Origin of the sequence: Pseudomonas sp. YJ42 (assembly GCF_047225135.1) — a bacterium.
Taxonomy (GTDB): Bacteria; Pseudomonadota; Gammaproteobacteria; order Pseudomonadales; family Pseudomonadaceae; genus Stutzerimonas; species Stutzerimonas stutzeri_E.
Window position 1 is genome coordinate 2,895,589 of record NZ_CP178378.1, and the last position, 20,741, is coordinate 2,916,329.

Genomic DNA, 20,741 nt, shown 5'->3' on the forward strand with positions numbered 1-20,741 from the left:
ATGGCCACCATCAAGGACGTCGCCGCGCGCGCCGGCATTTCCTACACCACCGTTTCCCACGTGGTGAACGGCACACGGCCGGTAAGCGACCCGGTGCGGGAAAAGGTCGAAGCCGCCATATCCGAGCTGGGCTATGTGCCCAGCGGCGTGGCGCGCTCGTTACGCGCACGCGCAACCGGCACCCTTGGGTTGCTCGTGCCGAACGCCAGCAACCCCTATTTCGCCGAACTGGCACGGGGCATCGAGGACCATGCCGAGCGCAACGGCTACAGCGTGATCCTGTGCAACTCCGATGACGATATCGACAAGCAGCTACGCTACCTGCGGGTGCTGGTGGAGCGTCGTATCGACGGTCTGATCGTCGCCACCGTGGCCAGCGACACGGCGTTCGCTCAGGCGCTCGCCGGTTTGAAAGTGCCGCTGATGCTGGTCGACCGCTCCCTCGATGGCGTGACGGCTGACCGCGTACAGGTCGATCACGAACGCGGCGGCTTTCTCGCCACGCATCATCTGCTCCAGCTCGGCCATCGCCGGATCGCCTGCATCGGCGGGCCGGCCAGCACGCAGGTCGCGCAGCTACGGGCGGCGGGCTATCGACGGGCGCTGGCGGGTGCGAAGGTCGAGACGCTGCCGGTCGTGGATTGCGCCTTTACCAGCCCCGCCGGCTATGCGGCTGCGCAGGCACTGCTGGCGGGCGATAAGCCACCGACGGCGGTCTTCGCCGGTAACGACATGATCGCCCTGGGCGTGCTGCGTGCAGCGGCCGAGCGCGGTGTGCGCGTGCCGGAGCAGCTCTCGGTGGTGGGCTTCGACGATATCGAAGTCAGCCGCTACCTGTATCCGGCGTTGACCACGGTCGGCCAATCCATCGGCCAGCTGGGTGAAACGGCGGCCGCGCGCCTGCTCGCGCGCATCCGCGAGCCCGAGCTGAGCGCCGCACATCAACTCGTCGAACCCACCCTGGTGCTGCGTGAATCCAGCGCGGCACCAGCGGCTTGAACGGCGCCACCGGTTGAAGAGCCATGAGCCGTCTGCGTATCGCCGCGAAAGAGGAACAACAGCAATGCAAGCAAAGGTAGTTGTGGTGGGCAGCCTGAACATGGACCTGATCGTTCGGACCCCTCGCCTTCCCGTCGGTGGCGAAACCCTCGCCGGCCACGGTTTCGCCACGGCGCCCGGCGGCAAGGGCGCCAACCAGGCTGTCGCCGCCGCGCGCCTGGGTGCCGATGTCGCGATGATCGGTTGTGTTGGCGATGACGCCTACGGCGCTGATTTGCGCGCGGGCTTGATGGCCGAAGGCATCGATTGCAGCTCGGTCATGAGTGCACCTGGCGTCCCCACCGGCATTGCCACGATTCTGGTGGACGATGCCGGCCAGAACGCCATCATCGTCGCCGCGGGCGGTAACGGGGAACTGACGCCGGAGCGTCTGGCCGGCCACGACGCGTTGCTTGAGGCTGCCGACATTGTCATCGCGCAGCTGGAAGTGCCGCTGCCGACAGTCGAGGCGACCCTCCTCCGCGCCCGAGAACTGAGCCGTACGGTCATCCTCAACCCGGCGCCCGCCACCGGCCCCCTGCCCGCTCACTGGTACGGCCTGGTCGACTACCTGATTCCCAATGAGAGTGAGGCGGCGTTGCTCACCGGTGTTCCGGTCGATTCGCCGCAGAGTGCGTTGCTAGCTGCGCAAGAACTATTGCGCCGTGGTGCCCGCCGTGTGCTGATCACGCTGGGCAGCCAGGGCGTGCTCTACGCCGACGATACGCGCCATCTACATCTGCCCGTTCAGCCCGTCGTGGCCGTCGACACCACGGCCGCTGGCGATACCTTCGTCGGCGGCTTCGCCGCTGCCCTGGCTGCCGGGCAGTCACTGGAAGCGGCCATTGGCCTGGGCCAACAGGCCGCTGCGCTGGCCGTCACCCGGCCGGGCGCCCAACCCTCGATCCCCTACCGCCATGAGTTGCCCGCATGAAGAAGACGCCCCTGCTCAACGCCGCCCTCTCGGCCGCCATCGCCCGGCTCGGACACGGCGACATCATCGTCATCGGCGACGCCGGCATGCCGATTCCGCCCGGTACGCCGTGCATCGATCTGGCGCTGACCGCCGGCGTACCGGATTTCGCCACCACCTTGCAGGTCGTGCTCAGCGAAATGCAGGTGCAGGGTCATCTACTGGCCCGCGAAACCCTGGAGGTCGCGCCTTCGGGGCTCGGCGCCATCGAGGCGCTGTACGCCGCCGGCGAACTGGGCGAGCGCCAGCTGGTCAGCCATGACGAACTCAAGGCCGCATGCGCCAAGGCTCGTGTGCAGATACGCACCGGAGAATGCCGGCCCTACAGCAATATCGGCCTAATCGCAGGCGTGACGTTCTGAGGATCTATCGGTGCCAGCCAACGCTGGCGCTGCTGTTTCTTGCACCGCATCTGGTTTTGATAGGTATGTTGCCGCTTACAAGTAGCTGCGGAGGTAGCCGACCGCAACGCAACGCAGCGCGTGGCCACATGTCATTCGGATCATGAAAAACGTGGTCTGCCCCCCTATTGCCCGTCCCCTATTCCCACACAGGGGTGTCGATGACCGAGACGCTATGTGACTTCCATCCCGGTGCAGTGGGACCTTAAAAAGTTCGCGAAGGCTAGGTTACAGCAGTGCAAACCTAGCCTATGCTCCGGTAAGCGTTTTGCTGTCGCTCACGGCCTAGCTTATGAAAAGGGACTTCATAATGAAGACAGCAATCGTTCCAGCACTCTGCATTCTACTGATCACTACCGGCTGCACCCCCGCACGACTTTCCACACGAACCCTGGAGGCTGAAGAAAGGGTTATTACTGCCGTGGACCGAAAAATCGGCAAAAACAGCGTCACAGAGCGCATCGTCTGCCCTGAACCTAGCCCCGACGCACTCAAAACCATAGCGGCATCCGCGAGCGCATCGAAGCAGAACATCGCTGCCATTGCGGCTACCTATGGCGAGTCGGCAGCGAACATTGGGCTGCGAACGCATTCGATACAACTGCTACGCGACCAGCTTTTCAGCATCTGTCAGGCGTACGCCAACGGCGCTATCTCTCCCAACACATACAAGATGTATCTAACCCGCAATCAACGAAACACTGTAGCCATCATGGCGATCGAGCAGCTGACCGGGATAGCTCATGGACCCAATGTCATCCTGGCCTCGTCGAGCTCAGCGGACCAGGGCAGAGACCTGCTTGAACAAACCAAACAGCTGAACGACGCAGAACAGAAATACGCTGCATTGGACGCCAAAACTGACGAAGCAAAAAACCTCCGCACAACGATCGACGCGTTAAAGCTGAAGCTTGAACAGGATCGCGCATCACTCGTAAGCACATCAGCTTCGGCGGTATCGAATACAGTGCCAGTAGTCCAACTGAGCCCGGATGCCCTCGGAAAGGTAGCTTCTTCAGTCGAGAACATCGCGAAATCGGTTATTGATGTTAACGATTTCTTCTATCTATGCTTTGATTCGTACGCCGACGAATCAACCCCAGACGAGCTCAAAGCAGCATGTAAAGCTACGTTTCACGGCAGTACTACAGTCAAGGTCGACCCGACTGAAAGTGGACCTACAGTTAACATAACCCTACCGCCGACAGAGGGGACAAAATAGGTAACTGGGCGCAGAGACAACAAGCCCAACCGAGCAACATTCACGCCTCAGTTTAAATACCAGCAAGCGCAAAGGCACATGAGTTCCACTACCGCTGGACGATGGCAAGGTGAGAGCACACCCGGAGAATGGAGAACAGCCTATGGTGGTGCTAGACGGTCAGCGCAACCTGTACAACTATCAACGAGGGCCAGCCAGCTTGGATGTGATGCTCCTCATCGATGAAAGCCCCTTCGCGCTGCTGTTCGGCGAGCGGACCGGGCAAAACAAGTCGGCCGCTTCCAGCGGTGGCATGCCCGGCTAGTTACACAAGCCTGGCCCCCTACTTCCCGGCGGCGACCGCAATCCAGCCACGAAATGAAAACGCGGCATAAAACAGCGCGACATCACTGAACCCCGCCTCACGGAGCAGTGCTTCATCCTCCTCCGGCGCGAGCAAAGGCAGCCGCTCGTTCATCGCCTTACCCGTAGCTTCCGCTTTTGCCCAATCGATACCGCTGTGGTCGCCGAAAGCGACCGAGCGTGTCATCCAGCGCTCAGCGTCTGGATCGGGCGCCGAGTGATGAGCGATCACAAGGTGCGCGCCCACTTTCAGGCGACGACGGATTTCCAGCAGCGTGTGCAACCGCTCGCTTCGGTCGAGGAAATGCAGCGTGAGAAGGCAAGTGGCGCCATCGAAAGGGCCAGCCGGTGCCTGATCAACAGTGCCCTCCAAGAGCTCGACGCGATGCGCAAACGGCAGGACGGCCTGGCGCGCAAGGTCCAGCATGGCAGACGCTGGATCGACGCCTGTGAAGCGCCAGCCGGGCCGAGCCTCGGCCATGGCCTTCGTTTCCAACCCGCCGCCCGCCCCGATAACGAGAATGTGCGTCTCGTTTGGCGCCTGCTCGGATAACAGCAAGGTCGTCATGCGATGGAGATCGGTCAGTCCAGGCACCTTACGCGGCGTGTCCTGCGCATAGGTCGCGACTGCAGCCTTATTTGCAAAGGGCGATCGGTTGTCCTGGCTCATGGCCGTTTACCGAAACTTAACTTCGAGCATATCTGGTCATGCATAGTGCTTCCTTGAGCGTATAACGGCTTGTTGGCTAACGTGCTGAGGCTGCCCAGTTCGCGGCGTATAATTCAAGACTGCCTTATTTTTAGTATCTTTTGAAGTTACTTTAGCAGACGTTTTAGCAAATATCGCTCTGGTCGGTGCCGCCGCGCACAGGAGCAGGCAGACACTGACCGCATGGAAAGTTCGGAAAACGGAACAGGTGCGTTCTTGAAGCGAGCCATTGCCAGAAATAGCCCTGCCCCCTTTCCGTTTCGCTTGTCAGCTTCCAGGGCGTCGCGCCCCATCCCTGACGTATTTTCAGCACTTACCAGCTCCGCCTCTGCGGTAAATAGACAGTACTCTGCGATACCCCTATACATAAGACAAAAGTGTTCCGTAACAAACAAACGACTAGCAGCTTTCTCTTTCATTACCCTCCTTGGCCCCCAAATAACGCAGCGTGAGGCGCAGCATGTCGAAGTGCTGTATGCCATCCTCAAAAAGAGGCTCGGGATAGTGTTTGATAAAAAAATCGTGGTCAACGCGTGTCACCCGGAAGCCGTGCCGCTGATAGAACGCGAGCTGATAGCCAAACGTGCCGGTGCCCACCTCTAGCTGCCGCGCGCCGCGTGCGCGGTAGAACTCGATGACCCATTTCAAGAGCGCTGCGCCATGACCCGCCCGCTGATGGTCGGGGTGAATGGCGATGCTCATCAACTCGTACGTCTCGTTGATAAGCGGCTGCACGACGCAGGCCCCAACCACGCATTCGCCCGCCAGCACAACGAAGCACTTCGACAGTGAAAGATAAGAACGTATTTTGTCTTCAGAGGGGTCTGCCAACAGCAACAACTCCATGGGAGCCTTTGATGCCGGGATTTCTTTAATCAGTAGCGACATACTGCTATCAGCCGTCTAACCATGCCGTTATGTGTGTACTGCGGTGATGGTGAGTGAACATCAGCGCTCCTGCGATAAATGGGAAAGGGGGACAGATCTATTTAGCGCACAGAAAGATGTACGAAATAAATAAATCTGCCCCTTTTCTTATCAAAGGGCGGGCTTTAGCCCGTCCCAGTGAGCGAAGCGAACGGTTTAAACCATTTGTTATACGACACTGTTTAGCTCTATAGTCATGGGCTGCACCAAAAGTGGTGAGCCAGCTCTCAACTCTTCAAGCTGTCCCGCAGCGATAAAACCAAATTTTTTATACAAGTTAACTGCCGCTTCATTGCTTGTTGTGACGCCAAGTGCCATAAGGCTGCACCCTCTGCCTAAAGCCCATGTTTTAATTTTAAGCAGAAGGGATTTTGCTATGCCTTTACCCCTAAGCTCTGGCGAGACCCACATTTGATAGATATGTGCGACTTGCAAGTTCGGCTTGTGTATAAAGCCCCAAGCAATACCTACCGGCTGGCCCTTGAGCTCTGCGATTAATGGCAAAGCATCAACATCACGAAATTTAAGATCTAAGCGTGATCTCCATTCCGCATCTGACAATACGGCTTCCTGATCATAAATTGAGCCAAAATAATCAGGCGATTCTTTTAAAGAATTTAGTCTGGCTAATTTGTATAACTCCCATTCATCCGGAGTTATTATTTTAATCTCAACCTCATTCATTTTTAGGCCGTATTGTATAACGTTTGGTTAAGGGGCGGGCTTTAGCCCGTCCCAGTGAGCGAAGCGAACGGTTTGAACCTGTTGTTATGTATTTGCTGGCTCATTAAATAGCACTTTATTTGAAAAAGGGTCCGTTACCGTAAAGCAACGATCACCCCATGGAGCCTGCTCAATTTCCGGTTTACTGTACTTATACGGCCGGGAGGTAACCTCATGATAGAGGGTTTCAATGTCACTTACGTTGACAAAAACCTTACTGCCAGGAGTGCAGTCGCCCGAATGTTCGCTGAGATGAAATACAAGATTTCCTTTTGATACCTGCATGTATATCGGTAAATTGGCCTCGAAGCGATGCTCCCAATCTAGGTTCATACCCAAGAATTCGAGGTAAAACTCTTTTGCTTTGCCTTCATCGAAAATTCTCAAAATAGGTATTGTTTGAAATTTCATGATCGATCCTTGATTACACATAACTATAATTAGACACCAATTGGTGTATAAGACGCCGGACGGGCGTGGTGTATAACATTCCACCATCGCCAGGCTGAGCTGCTCTAACACAAGTGCTGCGGCGTTATCGGCGCCCGTTCGGCGTGTTATCCCCCATTCAGCTCACCAGTTGATTGCACGAGATTCTGCGTACATCAGAGTTGCGAAACACCGCAAGCGTTGCTCCTGCGGTGCGGGCACTTGCACCTGACCGCGAAGGATTACGGCTCAACCTTCAGCATGATCTTGCCGATGTGCTTGCTGCTTTCCATCAGCCGGTGCGCTTCGGCGGCTTGTTCGAGGGGGAAGGTGGCGTGGATCACGGGGTGGCAATGGCCTTGGTCCAGTAGCGGCCAGACCTTGTCGTGCAATGCCTTGGCGATATCTGCTTTTTCTTCGCGACTGCGGGGGCGCAGGGTCGAGCCGGTGAAGGTGAGGCGTTTACGCATGATCGGCGAAGTGTCGAGTTCGACGCGGCTGCCTTTGAGAAAGGCGATTTGCACCAGGCGGCCTTCCACGGCGAGGGATTTGATATTGCGAGGAATGTAGTCGCCGCCGACCATGTCGAGGATGACGTTGACGCCGTCGCCATCGGTGGCCTGCTTCAGCACGTCGACGAAATCTTCTTCGTGGTAGTTGATCACCCGATCCGCGCCGGCGCGGCGGCAGGCGCCGGCCTTTTCGCTGCTGCCGACGGTGGTGTAAACGGTGGCACCGAACTGTTTGGCCAGTTGAATTGCTGTCAGGCCGATGCCGCTGGAGCCACCATGCACCAGGAAGGATTCACCGGGCTGCAGGGCACCGCGCTCGAACACGTTGCTCCAGACGGTGAAGTAGGTTTCCGGTAGCGCGGCCGCTTCCAGCAGTGACAGCCCGGCGGGCACCGGCAGGCAATGTTCGGCCGGGGCTACGCAATATTCAGCGTAACCACCTCCCGGTGTCAGCGCGCAGACCTGATCGCCCAGTTTCCAGCCGTTCACTTCGTTGCCGAGCGCGACGATTTCCCCTGAGACTTCCAGGCCGAGCAGGGGCGACGCATCCGGCGGAGGCGGGTAGCTGCCGGAGCGCTGGAATACGTCCGGCCGGTTGATCCCGGCGTAGGCCACCCGTATCAGCACATCGTGCGGGCCAGGCTCGGGGACCGGTCCTTCGGCCAGTCTCAGGCATTCGGCGTCGCCGCCTGGACGATGCTCTACATGACGCATGGTTTGTTCACTCATGGATGCCATTCCTTTCAAAGACCAGATAGCGCATTCGCCTTAACGAAGGCGGCTCGTCGTGACACGGTAGTGCCCAGCAGCCACAGCGCCAACCCCCAGGTGGGGTCGGCGTGGCCTCAGGGGTTTCGGTGAGATGACGGCCGGCCTGCGCGGATGCGGTCAAGATAACGGTAGACCGGCGTCTACTTCGATGGGTGATTTCATTCCTCCGTCCGTTTCGGCATCGGGATGGCGACGCTGCTTTCCACGCTGCCGGCCAACGGGTCGCCTTCCTTGTAGAAGGGTTCGATCTCGTCACGGGCCCGCATCCAGTATTCGACATCCTGTCCCTCGGGGCGGCCAGCGGCCTCCCAGAGCTGATAGGCCCGTTCGCGTATGCGTTGCTCGTCGCTCATGTCTGTCACCTCTCTGATTGAACCGGCTCCAGCCGGATATGCAGGACCGTCTTGGACGGAGCTCCTGTTCAGGAGAGGCGGCCGGTTCGAGGTTGGTTCCAGCTTTTCCTGTCGTAGCCGACGAATCGACCTGCGCTGGCAGCTAACGAGAATGGAAGCTGCTTGCCGCCGGTGAAAGCAGACGAGCCGCAAGACCTAGGCCACCTCGATGGGTATATTTCAGCCTTGGCTCTCAGGATGGCCTTGTTCGATGAGCACGACCCACACCGACCGCGACTGGCTTGCCCGCGCCACTCCATCGATGAAGATGGAGCGCATCGAGGCCTATTTTCGCGGGCACGGCTATACGCCCCATCGACACGACACCTACGCCATCGGCCATACACTTGCGGGCGTGCAGAGCTTCCATTATCGGCAGTCGAAACGGCATAGCCTGCCGGGCGGCACCATCGTGCTGCATCCAGACGAGATCCACGATGGCGAGGCGGGCACCCGGGCCGGATTCCATTACCGAATGCTGTACATCGAGCCGTCGTTGATCCAGAAGGTGCTGGGAGGCGAGCCGTTGCCTTTTATCGCTGGCGGGCTGTCACAGGATCCTCGGCTGTTTTCGGCCACCCGACGCTTGCTGTACAGCCTGGACAACGCCCTAGATCCACTGGAAGAAGATGATGCGATCTATGACCTGGCCCAGGCACTCAGGCTCGCCGCCGGCACGCATCGCGGCCGTCGTGCGATCGATTATCCCGCGGCGGAGCGGGCACGCACGTTCATCCATGACGCCCTGGAGAAGGCCATCACGCTGGGTGATCTGGAGCGGGCAAGCGGTCGCGATCGCTGGAGCCTGTCGCGGGACTTCCGTGCGCTGTATGGCACCAGCCCGTATCGCTACATCACCCAGCGGCGCCTGGCAGCGGTGCGCACTCGGCTGCTGGCCGGCCAATCGCTGAGCGACGCGGCGCTGACCAGCGGGTTTTTCGATCAAAGCCACATGACCCGTCTGTACACCCAAACCTTCGGCATCTCGCCTGCACGCTGGCTGAAGATGCTTGCGAGCCGGTAGCGGCCGCAGACGGAACTTGCACGATCATGCAAGACGGGCGTCGGAGGCAACACTAACGTAGTCGCCTACTCCGCAACGAGAGCGAGCCACGCCATGACATCCCAAGCGACACCCACCCGCTATACCTCCATCAATTTCGCCGAAAAATACGCGCTGTTCCACGAGCAGTGGGCGCCGAAAGTCGTGGCCGAGATGAACGACTACCAGTTCAAAATCGTCCGGCTCGACGGCGAGTTCGTCTGGCACAGCCACGCCGACACCGATGAGACCTTCATCGTGTTGGAGGGCGAACTGGTCATTCATTTTCGCGACGGTGAGGTAACCGTGGCGGCGGGCGAGATGTATGTGGTGAAGAAGGGCGTGGAGCACAAACCCAGCGCCGCGCGGGAGACCAAGCTGTTGCTGATCGAGCCGCGGGACGTATTGAACACCGGCGATGAAATCAACGAGCGGACCGCCGTGAACGACGTCTGGATCTGATCACTTTGCACCGGCCGCGACGCGAAGCATTTGCGCCGCGGCCGTTCACCATTACAGCACCGGGGACGCAGCACTCACCACACGCAGGGCTAGCCCCTCATAAGGGTCGAGGTTGAAGGTCATCTCGCCGTTCTCGGTCAAATCGCCTTCGACACTTTCGTGAATGATGTCGACCACCGGACCGGGCGCGATGCCAGGCAGCGTGATCGTCTCGCTGACGGTCTCGGCGCTGAAGTTCAGCGCTGTGATCTGCACGCCCTTGCCGGCGGGCAGCTCGTGCACCATGACCAGCAGCCCCGGAGCCTGGACGTCGGGAATCAGGATCTGCTTGCTCGCGGCGATGTCGTAGGCGCGGCGGACGCTGAGGATGTGCTTGAGCTGGCAGGCGAAGGAGCCCGGAGTCTTCAATTGTTCCACCAGGCTGCCATAGAGCGAGCGCGCCTTGGGCAGCCCCTCGCTGGACGTCTCGGCTTCGGGTGCGATATCGGCCAGGTCGTAGCCGCCGCGGTGCAACCAGCGGGTATCGCCGTCGCCCATCAGGTGCTCGACCTGTTCGGCCTTCAGGGGCAGGGCGCCGACCAGATCCCAGCCAGAGAGGGCGAACACACCGGGCTGCATGGCGTTGAACATCACCAGCAGGATGTGCAGGCGCTGAATCTGTTCGATGTCGGCCGGCTTGATGGCGTCCAGGTCACGAATGCCAAGCGCTGCGGTGATCACGCTGACCGTGGTGCAGGACACGCCGTTGGTGACGAATTTGAGGTTGTAGGGCGCGTGCTCTCCGGTCAGCCGCTCATACATTTCCTCGCGGATGTGCTCGCGAAGAATGCCGCCGGACAGGGTCTGGCCGTGATAGTGGTAATGGTCGTAGGCGTGCAGCGTCCAGAAGTGCACCAGCTCCAGGGTCAGCTCGTCGTGGTTCTGCATGGCGTGGATCAGTGATGCCGGGTCGATACCGAACGCGTGCACCTCGCGCAGCATCAGCCGCAGGAACTCGGTGTCGCCGGTGAGCAGGGCGTGCTGATAGGCGGGGCGGGTAATGAAGTCATAGGACAGGTCGGCGCCGCCGTGGGACATCGAGGCGATATCGTCGATGGTCAGGTTCAGCTCCTGGAAGCTGAAACCGCCGGCCTTGCGGATGGTGCTGGCGATCAGTTGATTACCGGTCACCGACAGCGGATGCCCCTCGGACCAGGCGGTGCCCTCGGCGCGGCGCTCGACACCGAGGAAGCCGTTGGCATCCAGACGCAGCACGCGCGCGCCGGAGATGTCGATGGCATGCAGGGCATCGCCGATGATCAGTTGCTGGGCGGCGAAGGTCGGGTCCAGCCAGTTCAGCGAAGGCTGGCCTTCCTTGAAATAGTGCAGATAGACCCAGCGCCGACGCTTGCCATCGACGCCGGTGACCACGCCGGTGGCGCTCCAGTCGGTGTCCTTGATGCCGGGTTCGAAGAAGATCACCCGCTGCAGCTGACCGACGATGTAGTGCTTGTCCTTGAGCTGGTCGACCACGATCGGCGAGAGGTTGACCGAGTCGCGCCCCTTGGGCACGTCGGGCAGCAGGGGCCAGTCCTCCTCGTTGATCTCGACCATGTGGTAGAGGCCCGGATAGTCGCCGTAGGCCATCTCGGCGAGTCGGAAGTCCGCGCCCTTGCCGGTATGCGCGGGCACGATGTCGTCGATGACGATGGCGTTGTGCGCGGCGGCCATGCGGCTGAGCTGCAGCATCTCGGCCTCGGTGCCGAGGTTGGGGTCGATGTCGAAGCTGATGCGGTCGAAGTTGCCATCGATCGTCGGCGTGAACTCGCGCCCACGCAGGCCGCCGGAGCGCTTCATCGGGCCATTGTGAATGCCCTGCACACCGAGTTCGGACAGCGCGCTCCAGAGGCGGTCGTCACCCAACGCTTGCAGCACCGAGCCGCCCTCGGGAGTGATGATCGCGGCGGGGTAGGCGGTGAACCACACAGAGGAAATCGCGCTCGCGTCGCGCGGCCGCGCCTGGGCGTAGGGACGCTGCCAGAGCCGCGCCTGGCCAGCATAGAGGCGGGCCCGCTGACGGGCTGCGTGGAGCATGGATTGGCTTTCCAGCCATTCGATGTAGGCGTTGTCTGGTGTGCTCATAACGACGTTGGGTTCCCGGTGCGCTGAAGGGGAAGGGTAGTCGTTTGAGTCGAACGCACCGGCATCGTTGCATCGATCGGCGTATCGATGTCCGGAGGTGCCGTAGCAGGGCGGCTTACATCTCTCTCACCCTTGCGAATCGTCGTGCGTAGGGTGGATATCGCTCTTTACATCCACCGTGACGGTGCTCGGTGGATCGGTGGGGCGTGATCCACCCCACGCCGCTTCGACCATCCCAGCCGGCAGCAGCGTGGTGTCGGGGCGATAGAAGCGGGCGGCTCGCCTTACAGCAGGCTCCGCGAATGAAGTCGCAGGCACCGAGGCCCCATCGTCCTGCGGTGCTTCAGCGCGCGCCGGCGACCACCGTAGCCGAATTGTCCGGCTGAGGGGTCAGCTGCCGCTTGGCCATTCTCTGCTGCTTGTAAGCCAGTGCGGCGGGCGCCACCGGGGTGGTCTTGCCGGTCTCCAGCCATTTCTTCAGACGGCTGGCATCGGCCATATGGGTGTACTTGCCGAACGAATCCAACACAACGAAGGCCACGTCGCGACGGTTCATGACGGTGCGCATCACCAGGCAGTGGCCCGCGGCATTGGTGAAGCCGGTCTTGGTCACGTGAATGTTCCAGTCGGGCTTGCGTACCAGCGCGTTGGTGTTGCGAAAACCCAGCGTGTAGTTGGGCTTGCGAAAGGCGACGGTCTTTTCCGAGGTGGTGCTGAACTGCTCTATCAGCGGATAGGCCTGGCTGGCCTTGAGCAGCTTAACCAGATCGTTGGCGCTGGACACGTTCTGCTCGGACAGGCCGGTGGGCTCGACGTAATGCGTATGACTCATTCCCAGCGCCCGGGCCTTGGCGTTCATGGCCTGAATGAAAGCGTTGTAGCCACCTGGATAATGGTGCGCCAGGCTCGCCGCGGCGCGGTTTTCCGACGACATCAGCGTCAACAGAAGCATCTCGCGCCGGCTGATTTCGCTGCCGATGCGTACCCGCGAATACACGCCCTGCATTTCCCGCGCATCGCGAATGGTAATGGGCAGGCGCTCGTCGAGCGGCGGCTTGGCGTCGAGCGCGACCATCGCGGTCATCAGCTTGGTGACCGAGGCAATCGGCACCACCAGGTTGGGGTTGCTCGAATAGAGCACCTCGTTGCTCTTCAGATCGATCAACAGCGCGCTGCCAGACGCCAGCTCCTGCTGGGTGGTCGCCTTGGAAGCAGCGATAACGGAAGGAGTCAGGATGACGCTGCTGCATGCGAGCAGCAGACCGAGAATGGATTGGCGAAATTTCAAGATGAACACCGATGAATTGGCAGTGAAAAAAGACGCGCCCGAAGCCGACGAACGCGACGCGCATTATAGGTAAACCCAGGCCACGCATAAGGCCCCTGCAGCGTTATATTTCGGCTCGTTCAGGGCCGTTTCGACCCGTTCCGTACAAGCCGTTTCGCTCGTTGCCCAGATTGGCGCCCGGGTATCCGACTGTGCTGAGCGGGCCCAGGGCGCTGCGTTCTGAGTGTAGAAGAACATCGACTGCTGCGCTTTCCACACCCTCCGAGCCGATACAGCGAAGCCGCAACACGAAACCACCGTGGAGGCCTCTCCCCGGCTATCGGCAGCGATGCGCGCCGAATCAATCAGCCCGACGGACGGGAACCCGTACGCCTGCTGCTGGTCCGCTGCCTGTCAGGATCTTTGCCGTAACCATGGGGTCCAACGAGCACATTCAAAAGGGGAGAACCGATATGTCCCGTTTCAGCCGCAAGCCCACCACCCGCGACGAAATCGAAAGCGAAATCCACGACTTGATGACCGCGCTCGATGAGCTCAAGCACGACGCGGCGCGCGGCTCACGACATCGCTTCGACTCCCTGCGCGCACGCGCCGAATCGCTATGGCACGACGCCGACTGGGACGCGCACTGCCGCGACCTGTCCAAGCGGGGGCGTGATGCCGGTCGCATGGCCAAGGAATGCGTACGCGAACACCCGCTGAGCACCGTTGCATTGGCCGCCGGCGCGGTCGCGCTGATCGGTTATCTGGTCACCCGGCGCTGACCGGCTCGTCCCGCCATGCTCAACGCCGAGACGCCCAGGCTCAAGTTCGCACTGTACGGGGCGCACTCAAGTCTGGGCAATGCCTTGCTGTGTGAATTACTGAGCCGGCAGCACGAGGCCGTGGCGCTGGTGGACGATCTGAATTCGATGACCGTCCGCCCAGGGCTGCGTGCCAAGACCGGCGATCTATTCGATGCCGTCAGCGTATCGCAGAGTGTCGCCGGCATGGACGCGGTGGTCTGCCTGTACGACAGCCAGTCGGTGCCCACCGCCTCCGGTACCGCAGCGGCAAAGCAGCCGCACGATCTATATCAGGCGGTCGATGCCTTGTTGTCCGGGCTACCGAAGGTCGGCGTCGAACGGCTGCTGCTGGTGGTCGACTTCAGCGCCCATGGCGGAGAGCCGGAGGTGGCGGCGGCGCTGCAGCGGATCGCGGAGCACCCACTGAAGTGGACCCTGGTGGATGCTGAAAGCAGCGGCGAGGACCTGTCGATCGAGGATTTCAGCGTCCTCGACGGGCTGGAAACCGATGACCGCCGCGTGCAGCTTCGGCGCATGGCCGCCGGCATGGTCGACGAGCTGGAAACGCCACAGCATTTGCATCAGCAGATCCACTTCCGCCTTTGAGCGGCACTCAGCCGGCGAGTTGCTGACGCAATTGCGTCAACACCGGAACTGCATCCGGACGTACCCCGCGCCACAACTCGAAAGCCGCCGCGGCCTGTTCAACCAGCATGCCCAAACCATCCCGGGTCTGCGCGCCAAGGTCAGCGGCCCATTGGCAGAAGGGCGTCGGCTTCGCGCCATACATCATGTCGTAGCAGAAGGTCGTGCCCGAGCGGATCAGGCTGTCGGCCAGCGGCGGCAATTCGCCGCCGAGACTGGCCGAGGTGCCGTTGATGATCACATCGAACGGACTTTGCAATTGCTCGAACGCGCTCGCGCTCACAGGGCCCAGCTCGCCGAACTCATCGGCCAACTGCTCGGCCTTGCCCAGCGTGCGGTTGGCAATGACCAGCGTTGTCGGCCGCTGTGTCAGTAACGGCTCGAGCACACCGCGTACCGCGCCGCCCGCACCCAACAGCAAGACGCGCTTGTCTTGCAGCACCACGCCGGCGTTATCCAGCAGATCGCGCACCAGACCAATGCCGTCGGTGTTGTCGCCCAGCAGGGGGCCGTCTTCGAGCTTCATCAGGGTGTTCACCGCGCCGGCGCGCCGTGCGCGTTCGGTCAGCTGATCGGCCAGGCGAAAGGCCTCTTCCTTGAACGGCACGGTGACATTGGCGCCCAGCCCGTGGGCGAAGAATTCACGGGCGAAGCCGGAGAAATCATCCAGCGGGGCCAGCAATGGCTCGTAGCTCAGCGCCTGGCCGGTCTGCTCGGCGAACAGGCGGTGGATCTGCGGTGATTTGCTGTGGCCGATGGGGTTGCCGAAAACGCCGTAGCGGTCCATGAAAGCTCCTGAATGTCGTAGCAAGTGCAGCAATGGCGAGCCGTGCTCAGGGCTGCTCGCCCAGCCAGTCGCGATCCTGCAGGAAATAATCGGTCAGTCGCGCTTCCGGCGTGCCGGGCTCCGGCTGCTTGTCGTAGCCCCAACGCACCAACGGCGGCAGCGACATCAGGATCGATTCGGTACGCCCGCCAGACTGCAGGCCGAACAAGGTGCCGCGATCGTAGACCAGGTTGTATTCCACGTAGCGGCCGCGGCGCAGCTCCTGGAATGCCCGTTCGCGCTCGCCGTAGGCCATGGCCTTGCGTTTCTGGACGATGGGCAGATAGGCCTCGATGTAGGCATCGCCAACCGCACGCATGAAGGCGAAGCTGGTGTCGAAATCCCACTCGTTGAGGTCATCGAAGAACAACCCGCCAACGCCACGCGGTTCGTTACGGTGCTTGATGTGAAAGTAGCGGTCGCACCATTCCTTGTAGCGCGGGTACACATCCGCGCCGAAGGGCGCACAGGCATCGCGGGCCACGCGGTGCCAGTGGATGCAGTCTTCCTCGTTGCCGTAATAGGGCGTCAGGTCGAAACCGCCACCGAACCACCACACCGGCTCTTCGCCTTCCTTTTCGGCAATGAAGAACCGCACGTTGGCATGCGAGGTTGGCACATAGGGGTTTTCCGGGTGTATCACCAGCGACACGCCGAGCGCCTCGAAGCCACGGCCGGCCAGTTCAGGGCGGTGCGCGCTGGCCGAAGGGGGCAGACCACTGCCGTGAACATGCGAGAAGTTCACGCCGCCCTTCTCGATCAGCGCACCGTTCTCGATCACCCGAGTTCGGCCACCGCCGCCGGCCGGGCGGGTCCAGGCGTCTTCAACGAAGCGGGCGCCGCCGTCTTCGGCTTCGAAGGCGGCGCAGATACGGTCCTGCAGGTCGAGCAGATAGGCTTTGACGGCTTCGGTACGCTCGTTCACGAAAATCACCTTGGCAAATAACCGCACAGGTCCGGCGTTATTGGCTGGCCGGGCCGTGCTTCAGCAAAAGGGCCGGCAAGCATATCACCCAGCCGATTGACGGACGCGTCCGGGAAGCGTTGGATAGGCTCCTTTGCATTTGCCCAGGAGTCGATATGTCGCAGCGCATCCAGTTCAGCCAGCACGGTGGTCCCGAGGTTCTCCAACAAGTAGATGTGCCCGTCACAGCGCCGGGGGCCGGCGAAGTTCGGGTGCGTAACCATGCGATCGGGCTGAACTTCATCGATACCTATTTCCGCAGCGGCCTCTATGTACCGCCGAGCCTGCCGTCCGGCCTGGGTGCCGAAGGTGCGGGTGAAGTCGAGACCGTTGGCGAGGGCGTCAGCGGATTTCAGGTCGGCGATCGCGTCGCCTATGGCACCGGCCCATTGGGCGCCTATGGCCAGCATCACACCTTGCCGGCGCGGCACCTGGTGAAACTGCCGGACGCCATCAGCTACGAGCAGGCCGCCGCCGTAATGCTCAAGGGCCTGACCACGCAGTATCTGCTGCGCCAGACTCACGCGTTGCAGGCCGGCGAAACCGTGCTGTTCCATGCCGCAGCCGGTGGTGTCGGTTCGATCGCCTGCCAGTGGGCCAAGGCCATCGGCGCGAAACTGATCGGTGTCGTCGGCTCGGCGGACAAGGCCGAACGGGCCAAGGCGCTGGGTGCCTGGGCGACCATCGACCGCACCCGCGAGGACGTTGTCCAGCGCGTGCTGGAACTCACCGAGGGTAAGAAATGCCCGGTGGTCTACGACTCGGTGGGCAAAAGCAGCTGGGAGATCTCGCTGGATTGCGTCGCACCGCGCGGCCTGCTGGTCAGCTTCGGCAATGCCTCAGGCGCAGTCACCGGGGTGAACCTCGGAGTGCTGGCGCAGAAGGGCTCGCTGTATGTCACCCGACCGACGCTCGCCGGCTACGCGGACACCGCCGAGCGCCTGCAGGCGATGGCGAGCGAACTGTTCGAGATGATTGCCAGCGGCAAGATCAAGGTCGAGATCGACCAGCGCTACCCGCTTGCCGAGGCGGCCGAGGCACAGCGCGCGCTGGCAGCGGGCCAGACCACAGGATCGACCATTCTGCTGCCCTGAGGTTGCCGTCCGGCTGTCGTCAAGACGGCCGAATGACCTCGCCGTTACGCACATCGCGGATGGTGCTGGGGTTGCGCCGCCCACCCAGGTAGCCGCCGAGCACCGCGTCGAGCTGGTCGGAGAAATACTGCTCGACGCGCAAGCGCGATCGCGCTGCGGGGCGGCCGGCGGGGTTCGCCGAGGTGGATACCAGCGGCCCGGTCAGCGCGCACAGTCGGGCAACCAACGGATGATCGCTGACGCGCAGGGCCACGCTGTCGTGCTTGCCGGTAATCCAATCCGGCAACCGCTGGCGATGTGGTACCAGCCAGGTATTCGGCCCAGGCCAGGTGCCGGCCAGACGATCCAGCCAGCGCTCGGGCAGGTCCTCCAGGAGGAAGTCGAACTGCTCGACGCAGTCGGCCACCAGGATCAATCCCTTCTCCACCGGCCGCTCCTTCAGAGCCAGTAACCTATGCACCGCATCGCTGTCCCAGGGATCGCAACCCAGCCCCCAGACCGCTTCGGTCGGATAGGCGATGACGCCGCCCTGTCTGACCACCCGAGCCGCCTGCTGCACACGCCAGTTTCCGATCATTAGCACCCCCGCTGAGACTGATCGGCGCAGTGTACCCAAGCACATGCGACTGCACAGCCGCGCTCAACCGGTTCGCGCGACCCAGAGCCCATTTTCACAGGCGACCAACCCTTCGATTTCCAGCTCGGTCAGTTCCGCCAGTACCTGAACCAAGGGCTGCGCCACCGCCCCGGCGAGAGACTCACTGGTCATCGAGCCGGCAATCAGTTGATCGAGCAAGGCATGTGCCGGCCGCTCTGGTTGCGGCTCGTCGGCTGCAGTCGTCTGTTGCCAGCCCCGGAGGGCCTGAAGAATATCGTCGACGCTTTCAACCAGTGCCGCGCCCTGACGGATCAGCTGGTGGCAGCCACGAGCGCCGGGATGATGAATCGAACCGGGGATGGCGTAGACCTCGCGGCCTTGCTCGGCTGCCAGGCGCGCGGTGATCAGCGAGCCACTCGAAGGGCTGGCCTCGACCACCAGCACGCCGAGCGAGAGCCCGCTGATGATGCGGTTGCGACGGGGAAAGTTGGAGGCGTGCGGTGCGCAGTCCAGCGGCAGTTCGGACACCAGAGCGCCGCCGCTCTCAATGATGCGCCCGGCGAGACCGACATGCCGGCGCGGATAGAGCTGTTGCAGACCGGTACCCAACACGGCGATCGTTCGGCCGCCTACGTCCAGCGCGCCCTGGTGCGCGGCGCCATCGATGCCGAGGGCCAGGCCACTGGTGATTACAAAGCCGCCGCCCGCGAGGCTGCGGGCAAAGGCAGTGGCATTGTCCAGGCCCGGGCGCGAGGCTCGACGGCTGCCGACCATGGCCAGCTGTGGTTGCTCCAGCAGGGTGGAATCGCCGTGAACGAACAACAGCGGCGGCGCATCCGGCAGCTCCGCCAGCAATGCCGGGTAGCCAGGGTCGTCCCACATCAGTAACTGATGGTCTGGCTGCTCCAGCCAGGCCATTGCCTGGGCGGCCCGTTCGCGTATCGCAGGACTGCGTCGGGGTTCAGCGCAGCTCGCCGGCAGCCCCAGCGCACGCCAGGCGGTCGCCGGTGCACTGAGCGCAGAGGAGGCATCGGGGAAGGCGCTGAGCAGTTTATGCAGACGCCGCGGGCCGAGCTCCGGCAGCAGATGCAGGCGCAGGCGGGCTTCCAGTTCGGCAGGGGAAATCGCAGGCATGGGTGAGCATTCCTTGTCTCGTCGCACCGCATCCATGCGGTGGTGTCGGCTGTAAAAAAAACCCCGCATTCAGGCTGCGTGAAAACGTAGCGAGCGAAGGTTAAGCAAGAACTAGGCGTCCCCACAAAAACAGGCGAGGAAGCGGACTGGGCTCGCACTCGAGTTTACGAGCTGTAAATGAGCATTCCGACTGGGCTCGCATCCGAGCCTGTTTTTAACGCGGCATAACCGAGCGCAGTAGTTTTCACACAGCCTGATCAGCGGGGCTCGGGAATCAAGGATTGCGGACCTTATCCATCACCGACAGCGAGCGCGTGGCCTGGAGGACCAGGCCATAGCTGAGCTTTTCATAGGTGCGGAAGACCATCAGCAGCCCCGAACGCTCATCGGGAATCTTGACGTTTTCACCGGTCACCCGGTCGCGCACGGTTTCACCGGTCTTGTACACCGCCAGCACATTGCCGACGCTCAACCCGTCGCGGGCGCCCTTGTTCAGGGTCACCACATCGAACTGGCCGATCTGGGTCACGCCGCGCGGCACGTCGAGGATCACGCCTTTGATCTCGCCTTCCGGTTCGCTCGGCATGAACGTCGAGTTCACCGCGCGCTCCTCGCTGGGGAACATGCGGTCGCCGAGACGGGCTTCCTGGGTGACGCGCGTGAGCATCATGGTGGCGATGTCACCTTCCATGTCGAGCAGCTCGGCGGTGCCTACGTCATCGGCGTTGATGCCCAGGAACTCCTCGGTCTCGGGATCTACATAGGTCTTGCCCTGACGAAAGATACCGTAAACCTTGATGTCGTCTTGGAAGTTGCCGCGCCCGTAGACGCGATCGCCTGCACCACTGATGACTCGCTCGGCATTGCCGGCGACGATATAGGGTGCAGCCTCGAATTCGGCGGCGTTGTTGACGATGCGGTTGCTCAGCAGGAAGCTGTTGATCGCTTCCAGCGGGATGGTGCTGATGGCTTCGGCTATGGGTGTGGTGCGGACGGTTGGTGACAGTTTGATGGTGCCGCGCGATGCTCCGCGATTGAGCACGACACGCGGCTGGCCGTCGATGTAGACCAGACTGAGGCTGTCGCCGGGATAGATCAGGTGCGGGTTTTCCACTTGGGGGTTGGCGTGCCAGAGCTCCGGCCATTTCCAGGGTTCGCGAAGGAAGCGACCGGAAATATCCCAGAGCGTGTCGCCTTTCACTACGGTGTACTGCTCCGGATGGTCATCCTTGAGCTGCACAGCGGCCTGTGCCATGCCGCCAACCGCCACCAGCAGCAGGGCGAGTAGTGATTTCCTCATGTGGTGAATCCCTTTATGATGTGCCTTCACGTAAAGCGCCCTA

At 61.6% G+C, this 20,741-nt stretch carries 23 protein-coding genes; 10 read left to right on the forward strand and 13 right to left on the reverse strand.

The genetic code is table 11. The features are described from left to right. The 5 genes from ACL0K2_RS13320 (at position 1) to ACL0K2_RS13340 (ending at position 3,938) form a co-directional block, all read left to right on the forward strand. Positions 1 to 999, forward strand: coding sequence for a LacI family DNA-binding transcriptional regulator (locus tag ACL0K2_RS13320; RefSeq protein WP_413042816.1), 999 nt, complete (start codon positions 1 to 3; stop codon positions 997 to 999). Between the two features lie 64 nt (positions 1,000 to 1,063). Continuing rightward, positions 1,064 to 1,972 (forward strand): ribokinase, encoded by a 909-nt coding sequence (gene rbsK, locus ACL0K2_RS13325; RefSeq protein WP_413042817.1) that lies wholly within the window; start codon positions 1,064 to 1,066, stop codon positions 1,970 to 1,972. Further along, positions 1,969 to 2,373, forward strand: a complete 405-nt coding sequence (gene rbsD, locus ACL0K2_RS13330; RefSeq protein WP_413042818.1) for a D-ribose pyranase — start codon at positions 1,969 to 1,971, stop codon at positions 2,371 to 2,373. Before rbsK ends, rbsD begins: the two co-directional genes overlap by 4 nt. A gap of 349 nt (positions 2,374 to 2,722) precedes the next feature. Beyond that, the gene (locus ACL0K2_RS13335; protein ID WP_413042819.1) at positions 2,723 to 3,634 is read left to right on the forward strand and encodes a hypothetical protein; all 912 of its coding nucleotides are present in this window, start codon (positions 2,723 to 2,725) and stop codon (positions 3,632 to 3,634) included. A gap of 142 nt (positions 3,635 to 3,776) precedes the next feature. Next, a complete protein-coding gene (locus tag ACL0K2_RS13340) occupies positions 3,777 to 3,938 on the forward strand; it encodes a hypothetical protein (protein WP_239612165.1) in 162 nt (53 codons plus the stop codon). An 18-nt stretch (positions 3,939 to 3,956) separates the two neighbouring features. Here the strand turns inward: ACL0K2_RS13340 and ACL0K2_RS13345 are convergent, their stop codons facing one another. The 6 genes from ACL0K2_RS13345 to ACL0K2_RS13370 form a co-directional block, all read right to left on the reverse strand. Further along, positions 3,957 to 4,646, reverse strand: coding sequence for a class I SAM-dependent methyltransferase (locus ACL0K2_RS13345; protein ID WP_413042820.1), 690 nt, complete (start codon positions 4,644 to 4,646; stop codon positions 3,957 to 3,959). A gap of 438 nt (positions 4,647 to 5,084) precedes the next feature. Next, positions 5,085 to 5,573: a GNAT family N-acetyltransferase gene (locus ACL0K2_RS13350; RefSeq protein WP_239612163.1), complete on the reverse strand. Its 489-nt coding sequence runs from the start codon at positions 5,571 to 5,573 to the stop codon at positions 5,085 to 5,087. 207 nt (positions 5,574 to 5,780) lie between these two features. Beyond that, entirely contained in the window at positions 5,781 to 6,296 is a 516-nt protein-coding gene (locus ACL0K2_RS13355) for a GNAT family N-acetyltransferase (RefSeq protein WP_239612162.1), read from the reverse strand. Positions 6,297 to 6,380: 84 nt separating this feature from the next. Continuing rightward, positions 6,381 to 6,746, reverse strand: coding sequence for a glyoxalase superfamily protein (locus tag ACL0K2_RS13360; protein WP_239612161.1), 366 nt, complete (start codon positions 6,744 to 6,746; stop codon positions 6,381 to 6,383). A 260-nt stretch (positions 6,747 to 7,006) separates the two neighbouring features. Further along, a complete protein-coding gene (locus ACL0K2_RS13365) occupies positions 7,007 to 8,005 on the reverse strand; it encodes an NAD(P)H-quinone oxidoreductase (protein ID WP_413042821.1) in 999 nt (332 codons plus the stop codon). 200 nt (positions 8,006 to 8,205) lie between these two features. Beyond that, on the reverse strand, positions 8,206 to 8,400 hold the full coding sequence (locus ACL0K2_RS13370; protein WP_045159995.1) for a DUF2934 domain-containing protein: 195 nt from the start codon (positions 8,398 to 8,400) through the stop codon (positions 8,206 to 8,208). Between the two features lie 250 nt (positions 8,401 to 8,650). Here ACL0K2_RS13370 and ACL0K2_RS13375 point away from each other — a divergent pair, with 250 nt between their 5' ends. Beyond that, a complete protein-coding gene (locus ACL0K2_RS13375) occupies positions 8,651 to 9,463 on the forward strand; it encodes an AraC family transcriptional regulator (RefSeq protein WP_413042822.1) in 813 nt (270 codons plus the stop codon). A gap of 93 nt (positions 9,464 to 9,556) precedes the next feature. Next, positions 9,557 to 9,943 (forward strand): cupin domain-containing protein, encoded by a 387-nt coding sequence (locus tag ACL0K2_RS13380; RefSeq protein WP_413042823.1) that lies wholly within the window; start codon positions 9,557 to 9,559, stop codon positions 9,941 to 9,943. 51 nt (positions 9,944 to 9,994) lie between these two features. On the opposite strand, the gene treS is transcribed toward ACL0K2_RS13380, so the two are convergent. Beyond that, positions 9,995 to 12,064: a maltose alpha-D-glucosyltransferase gene (gene treS, locus ACL0K2_RS13385; protein WP_045159991.1), complete on the reverse strand. Its 2,070-nt coding sequence runs from the start codon at positions 12,062 to 12,064 to the stop codon at positions 9,995 to 9,997. A 343-nt stretch (positions 12,065 to 12,407) separates the two neighbouring features. Beyond that, positions 12,408 to 13,352, reverse strand: coding sequence for a D-alanyl-D-alanine endopeptidase (pbpG, locus tag ACL0K2_RS13390; protein WP_239612157.1), 945 nt, complete (start codon positions 13,350 to 13,352; stop codon positions 12,408 to 12,410). Between the two features lie 452 nt (positions 13,353 to 13,804). On the opposite strand from pbpG, the gene ACL0K2_RS13395 reads away from it, so the two are divergent. Then, complete coding sequence (locus tag ACL0K2_RS13395; protein ID WP_045159990.1) at positions 13,805 to 14,116, forward strand: glycine zipper domain-containing protein; 312 nt, start codon at positions 13,805 to 13,807, stop codon at positions 14,114 to 14,116. 15 nt (positions 14,117 to 14,131) lie between these two features. Further along, entirely contained in the window at positions 14,132 to 14,743 is a 612-nt protein-coding gene (locus tag ACL0K2_RS13400; protein ID WP_045159989.1) for an NAD(P)-dependent oxidoreductase, read from the forward strand. A 7-nt stretch (positions 14,744 to 14,750) separates the two neighbouring features. Here ACL0K2_RS13400 and aroE read toward each other — a convergent pair whose 3' ends face one another. Further along, positions 14,751 to 15,569, reverse strand: coding sequence for a shikimate dehydrogenase (gene aroE, locus ACL0K2_RS13405; protein WP_045159988.1), 819 nt, complete (start codon positions 15,567 to 15,569; stop codon positions 14,751 to 14,753). 46 nt (positions 15,570 to 15,615) lie between these two features. Then, entirely contained in the window at positions 15,616 to 16,533 is a 918-nt protein-coding gene (hemF, locus tag ACL0K2_RS13410) for an oxygen-dependent coproporphyrinogen oxidase (protein ID WP_045159987.1), read from the reverse strand. A 155-nt stretch (positions 16,534 to 16,688) separates the two neighbouring features. On the opposite strand from hemF, the gene ACL0K2_RS13415 reads away from it, so the two are divergent. Continuing rightward, entirely contained in the window at positions 16,689 to 17,666 is a 978-nt protein-coding gene (locus ACL0K2_RS13415; RefSeq protein ID WP_413042824.1) for an NADPH:quinone reductase, read from the forward strand. Between the two features lie 19 nt (positions 17,667 to 17,685). Here ACL0K2_RS13415 and ACL0K2_RS13420 read toward each other — a convergent pair whose 3' ends face one another. The 3 genes from ACL0K2_RS13420 to ACL0K2_RS13430 form a co-directional block, all read right to left on the reverse strand. Beyond that, complete coding sequence (locus tag ACL0K2_RS13420) at positions 17,686 to 18,243, reverse strand: L-threonylcarbamoyladenylate synthase (RefSeq protein ID WP_045159985.1); 558 nt, start codon at positions 18,241 to 18,243, stop codon at positions 17,686 to 17,688. Positions 18,244 to 18,306: 63 nt separating this feature from the next. Continuing rightward, positions 18,307 to 19,398, reverse strand: coding sequence for a DNA-processing protein DprA (gene dprA, locus ACL0K2_RS13425; RefSeq protein WP_413042825.1), 1,092 nt, complete (start codon positions 19,396 to 19,398; stop codon positions 18,307 to 18,309). A 274-nt stretch (positions 19,399 to 19,672) separates the two neighbouring features. Then, on the reverse strand, positions 19,673 to 20,698 hold the full coding sequence (locus ACL0K2_RS13430) for a LysM peptidoglycan-binding domain-containing protein (RefSeq protein WP_045159983.1): 1,026 nt from the start codon (positions 20,696 to 20,698) through the stop codon (positions 19,673 to 19,675). Between the last annotated feature and the right edge of the window lie 43 nt (positions 20,699 to 20,741).

What these genes read in the sequence shown, in the direction of transcription:
- ACL0K2_RS13320 (WP_413042816.1), top strand. Translation starts at nt 1, where the DNA reads ATGGCCACCATCAAGGACGTCGCCGCGCGCGCCGGCATTTCCTACACC.
- rbsK (WP_413042817.1), top strand. Translation starts at nt 1,064, where the DNA reads ATGCAAGCAAAGGTAGTTGTGGTGGGCAGCCTGAACATGGACCTGATC.
- rbsD (WP_413042818.1), top strand. Translation starts at nt 1,969, where the DNA reads ATGAAGAAGACGCCCCTGCTCAACGCCGCCCTCTCGGCCGCCATCGCC.
- ACL0K2_RS13335 (WP_413042819.1), top strand. Translation starts at nt 2,723, where the DNA reads ATGAAGACAGCAATCGTTCCAGCACTCTGCATTCTACTGATCACTACC.
- ACL0K2_RS13340 (WP_239612165.1), top strand. Translation starts at nt 3,777, where the DNA reads ATGGTGGTGCTAGACGGTCAGCGCAACCTGTACAACTATCAACGAGGG.
- ACL0K2_RS13345 (WP_413042820.1), bottom strand. Translation starts at nt 4,646, where the DNA reads ATGAGCCAGGACAACCGATCGCCCTTTGCAAATAAGGCTGCAGTCGCG.
- ACL0K2_RS13350 (WP_239612163.1), bottom strand. Translation starts at nt 5,573, where the DNA reads ATGTCGCTACTGATTAAAGAAATCCCGGCATCAAAGGCTCCCATGGAG.
- ACL0K2_RS13355 (WP_239612162.1), bottom strand. Translation starts at nt 6,296, where the DNA reads ATGAATGAGGTTGAGATTAAAATAATAACTCCGGATGAATGGGAGTTA.
- ACL0K2_RS13360 (WP_239612161.1), bottom strand. Translation starts at nt 6,746, where the DNA reads ATGAAATTTCAAACAATACCTATTTTGAGAATTTTCGATGAAGGCAAA.
- ACL0K2_RS13365 (WP_413042821.1), bottom strand. Translation starts at nt 8,005, where the DNA reads ATGAGTGAACAAACCATGCGTCATGTAGAGCATCGTCCAGGCGGCGAC.
- ACL0K2_RS13370 (WP_045159995.1), bottom strand. Translation starts at nt 8,400, where the DNA reads ATGAGCGACGAGCAACGCATACGCGAACGGGCCTATCAGCTCTGGGAG.
- ACL0K2_RS13375 (WP_413042822.1), top strand. Translation starts at nt 8,651, where the DNA reads ATGAGCACGACCCACACCGACCGCGACTGGCTTGCCCGCGCCACTCCA.
- ACL0K2_RS13380 (WP_413042823.1), top strand. Translation starts at nt 9,557, where the DNA reads ATGACATCCCAAGCGACACCCACCCGCTATACCTCCATCAATTTCGCC.
- treS (WP_045159991.1), bottom strand. Translation starts at nt 12,064, where the DNA reads ATGAGCACACCAGACAACGCCTACATCGAATGGCTGGAAAGCCAATCC.
- ACL0K2_RS13395 (WP_045159990.1), top strand. Translation starts at nt 13,805, where the DNA reads ATGTCCCGTTTCAGCCGCAAGCCCACCACCCGCGACGAAATCGAAAGC.
- ACL0K2_RS13400 (WP_045159989.1), top strand. Translation starts at nt 14,132, where the DNA reads ATGCTCAACGCCGAGACGCCCAGGCTCAAGTTCGCACTGTACGGGGCG.
- aroE (WP_045159988.1), bottom strand. Translation starts at nt 15,569, where the DNA reads ATGGACCGCTACGGCGTTTTCGGCAACCCCATCGGCCACAGCAAATCA.
- ACL0K2_RS13415 (WP_413042824.1), top strand. Translation starts at nt 16,689, where the DNA reads ATGTCGCAGCGCATCCAGTTCAGCCAGCACGGTGGTCCCGAGGTTCTC.
- ACL0K2_RS13420 (WP_045159985.1), bottom strand. Translation starts at nt 18,243, where the DNA reads ATGATCGGAAACTGGCGTGTGCAGCAGGCGGCTCGGGTGGTCAGACAG.
- dprA (WP_413042825.1), bottom strand. Translation starts at nt 19,398, where the DNA reads ATGCCTGCGATTTCCCCTGCCGAACTGGAAGCCCGCCTGCGCCTGCAT.
- ACL0K2_RS13430 (WP_045159983.1), bottom strand. Translation starts at nt 20,698, where the DNA reads ATGAGGAAATCACTACTCGCCCTGCTGCTGGTGGCGGTTGGCGGCATG.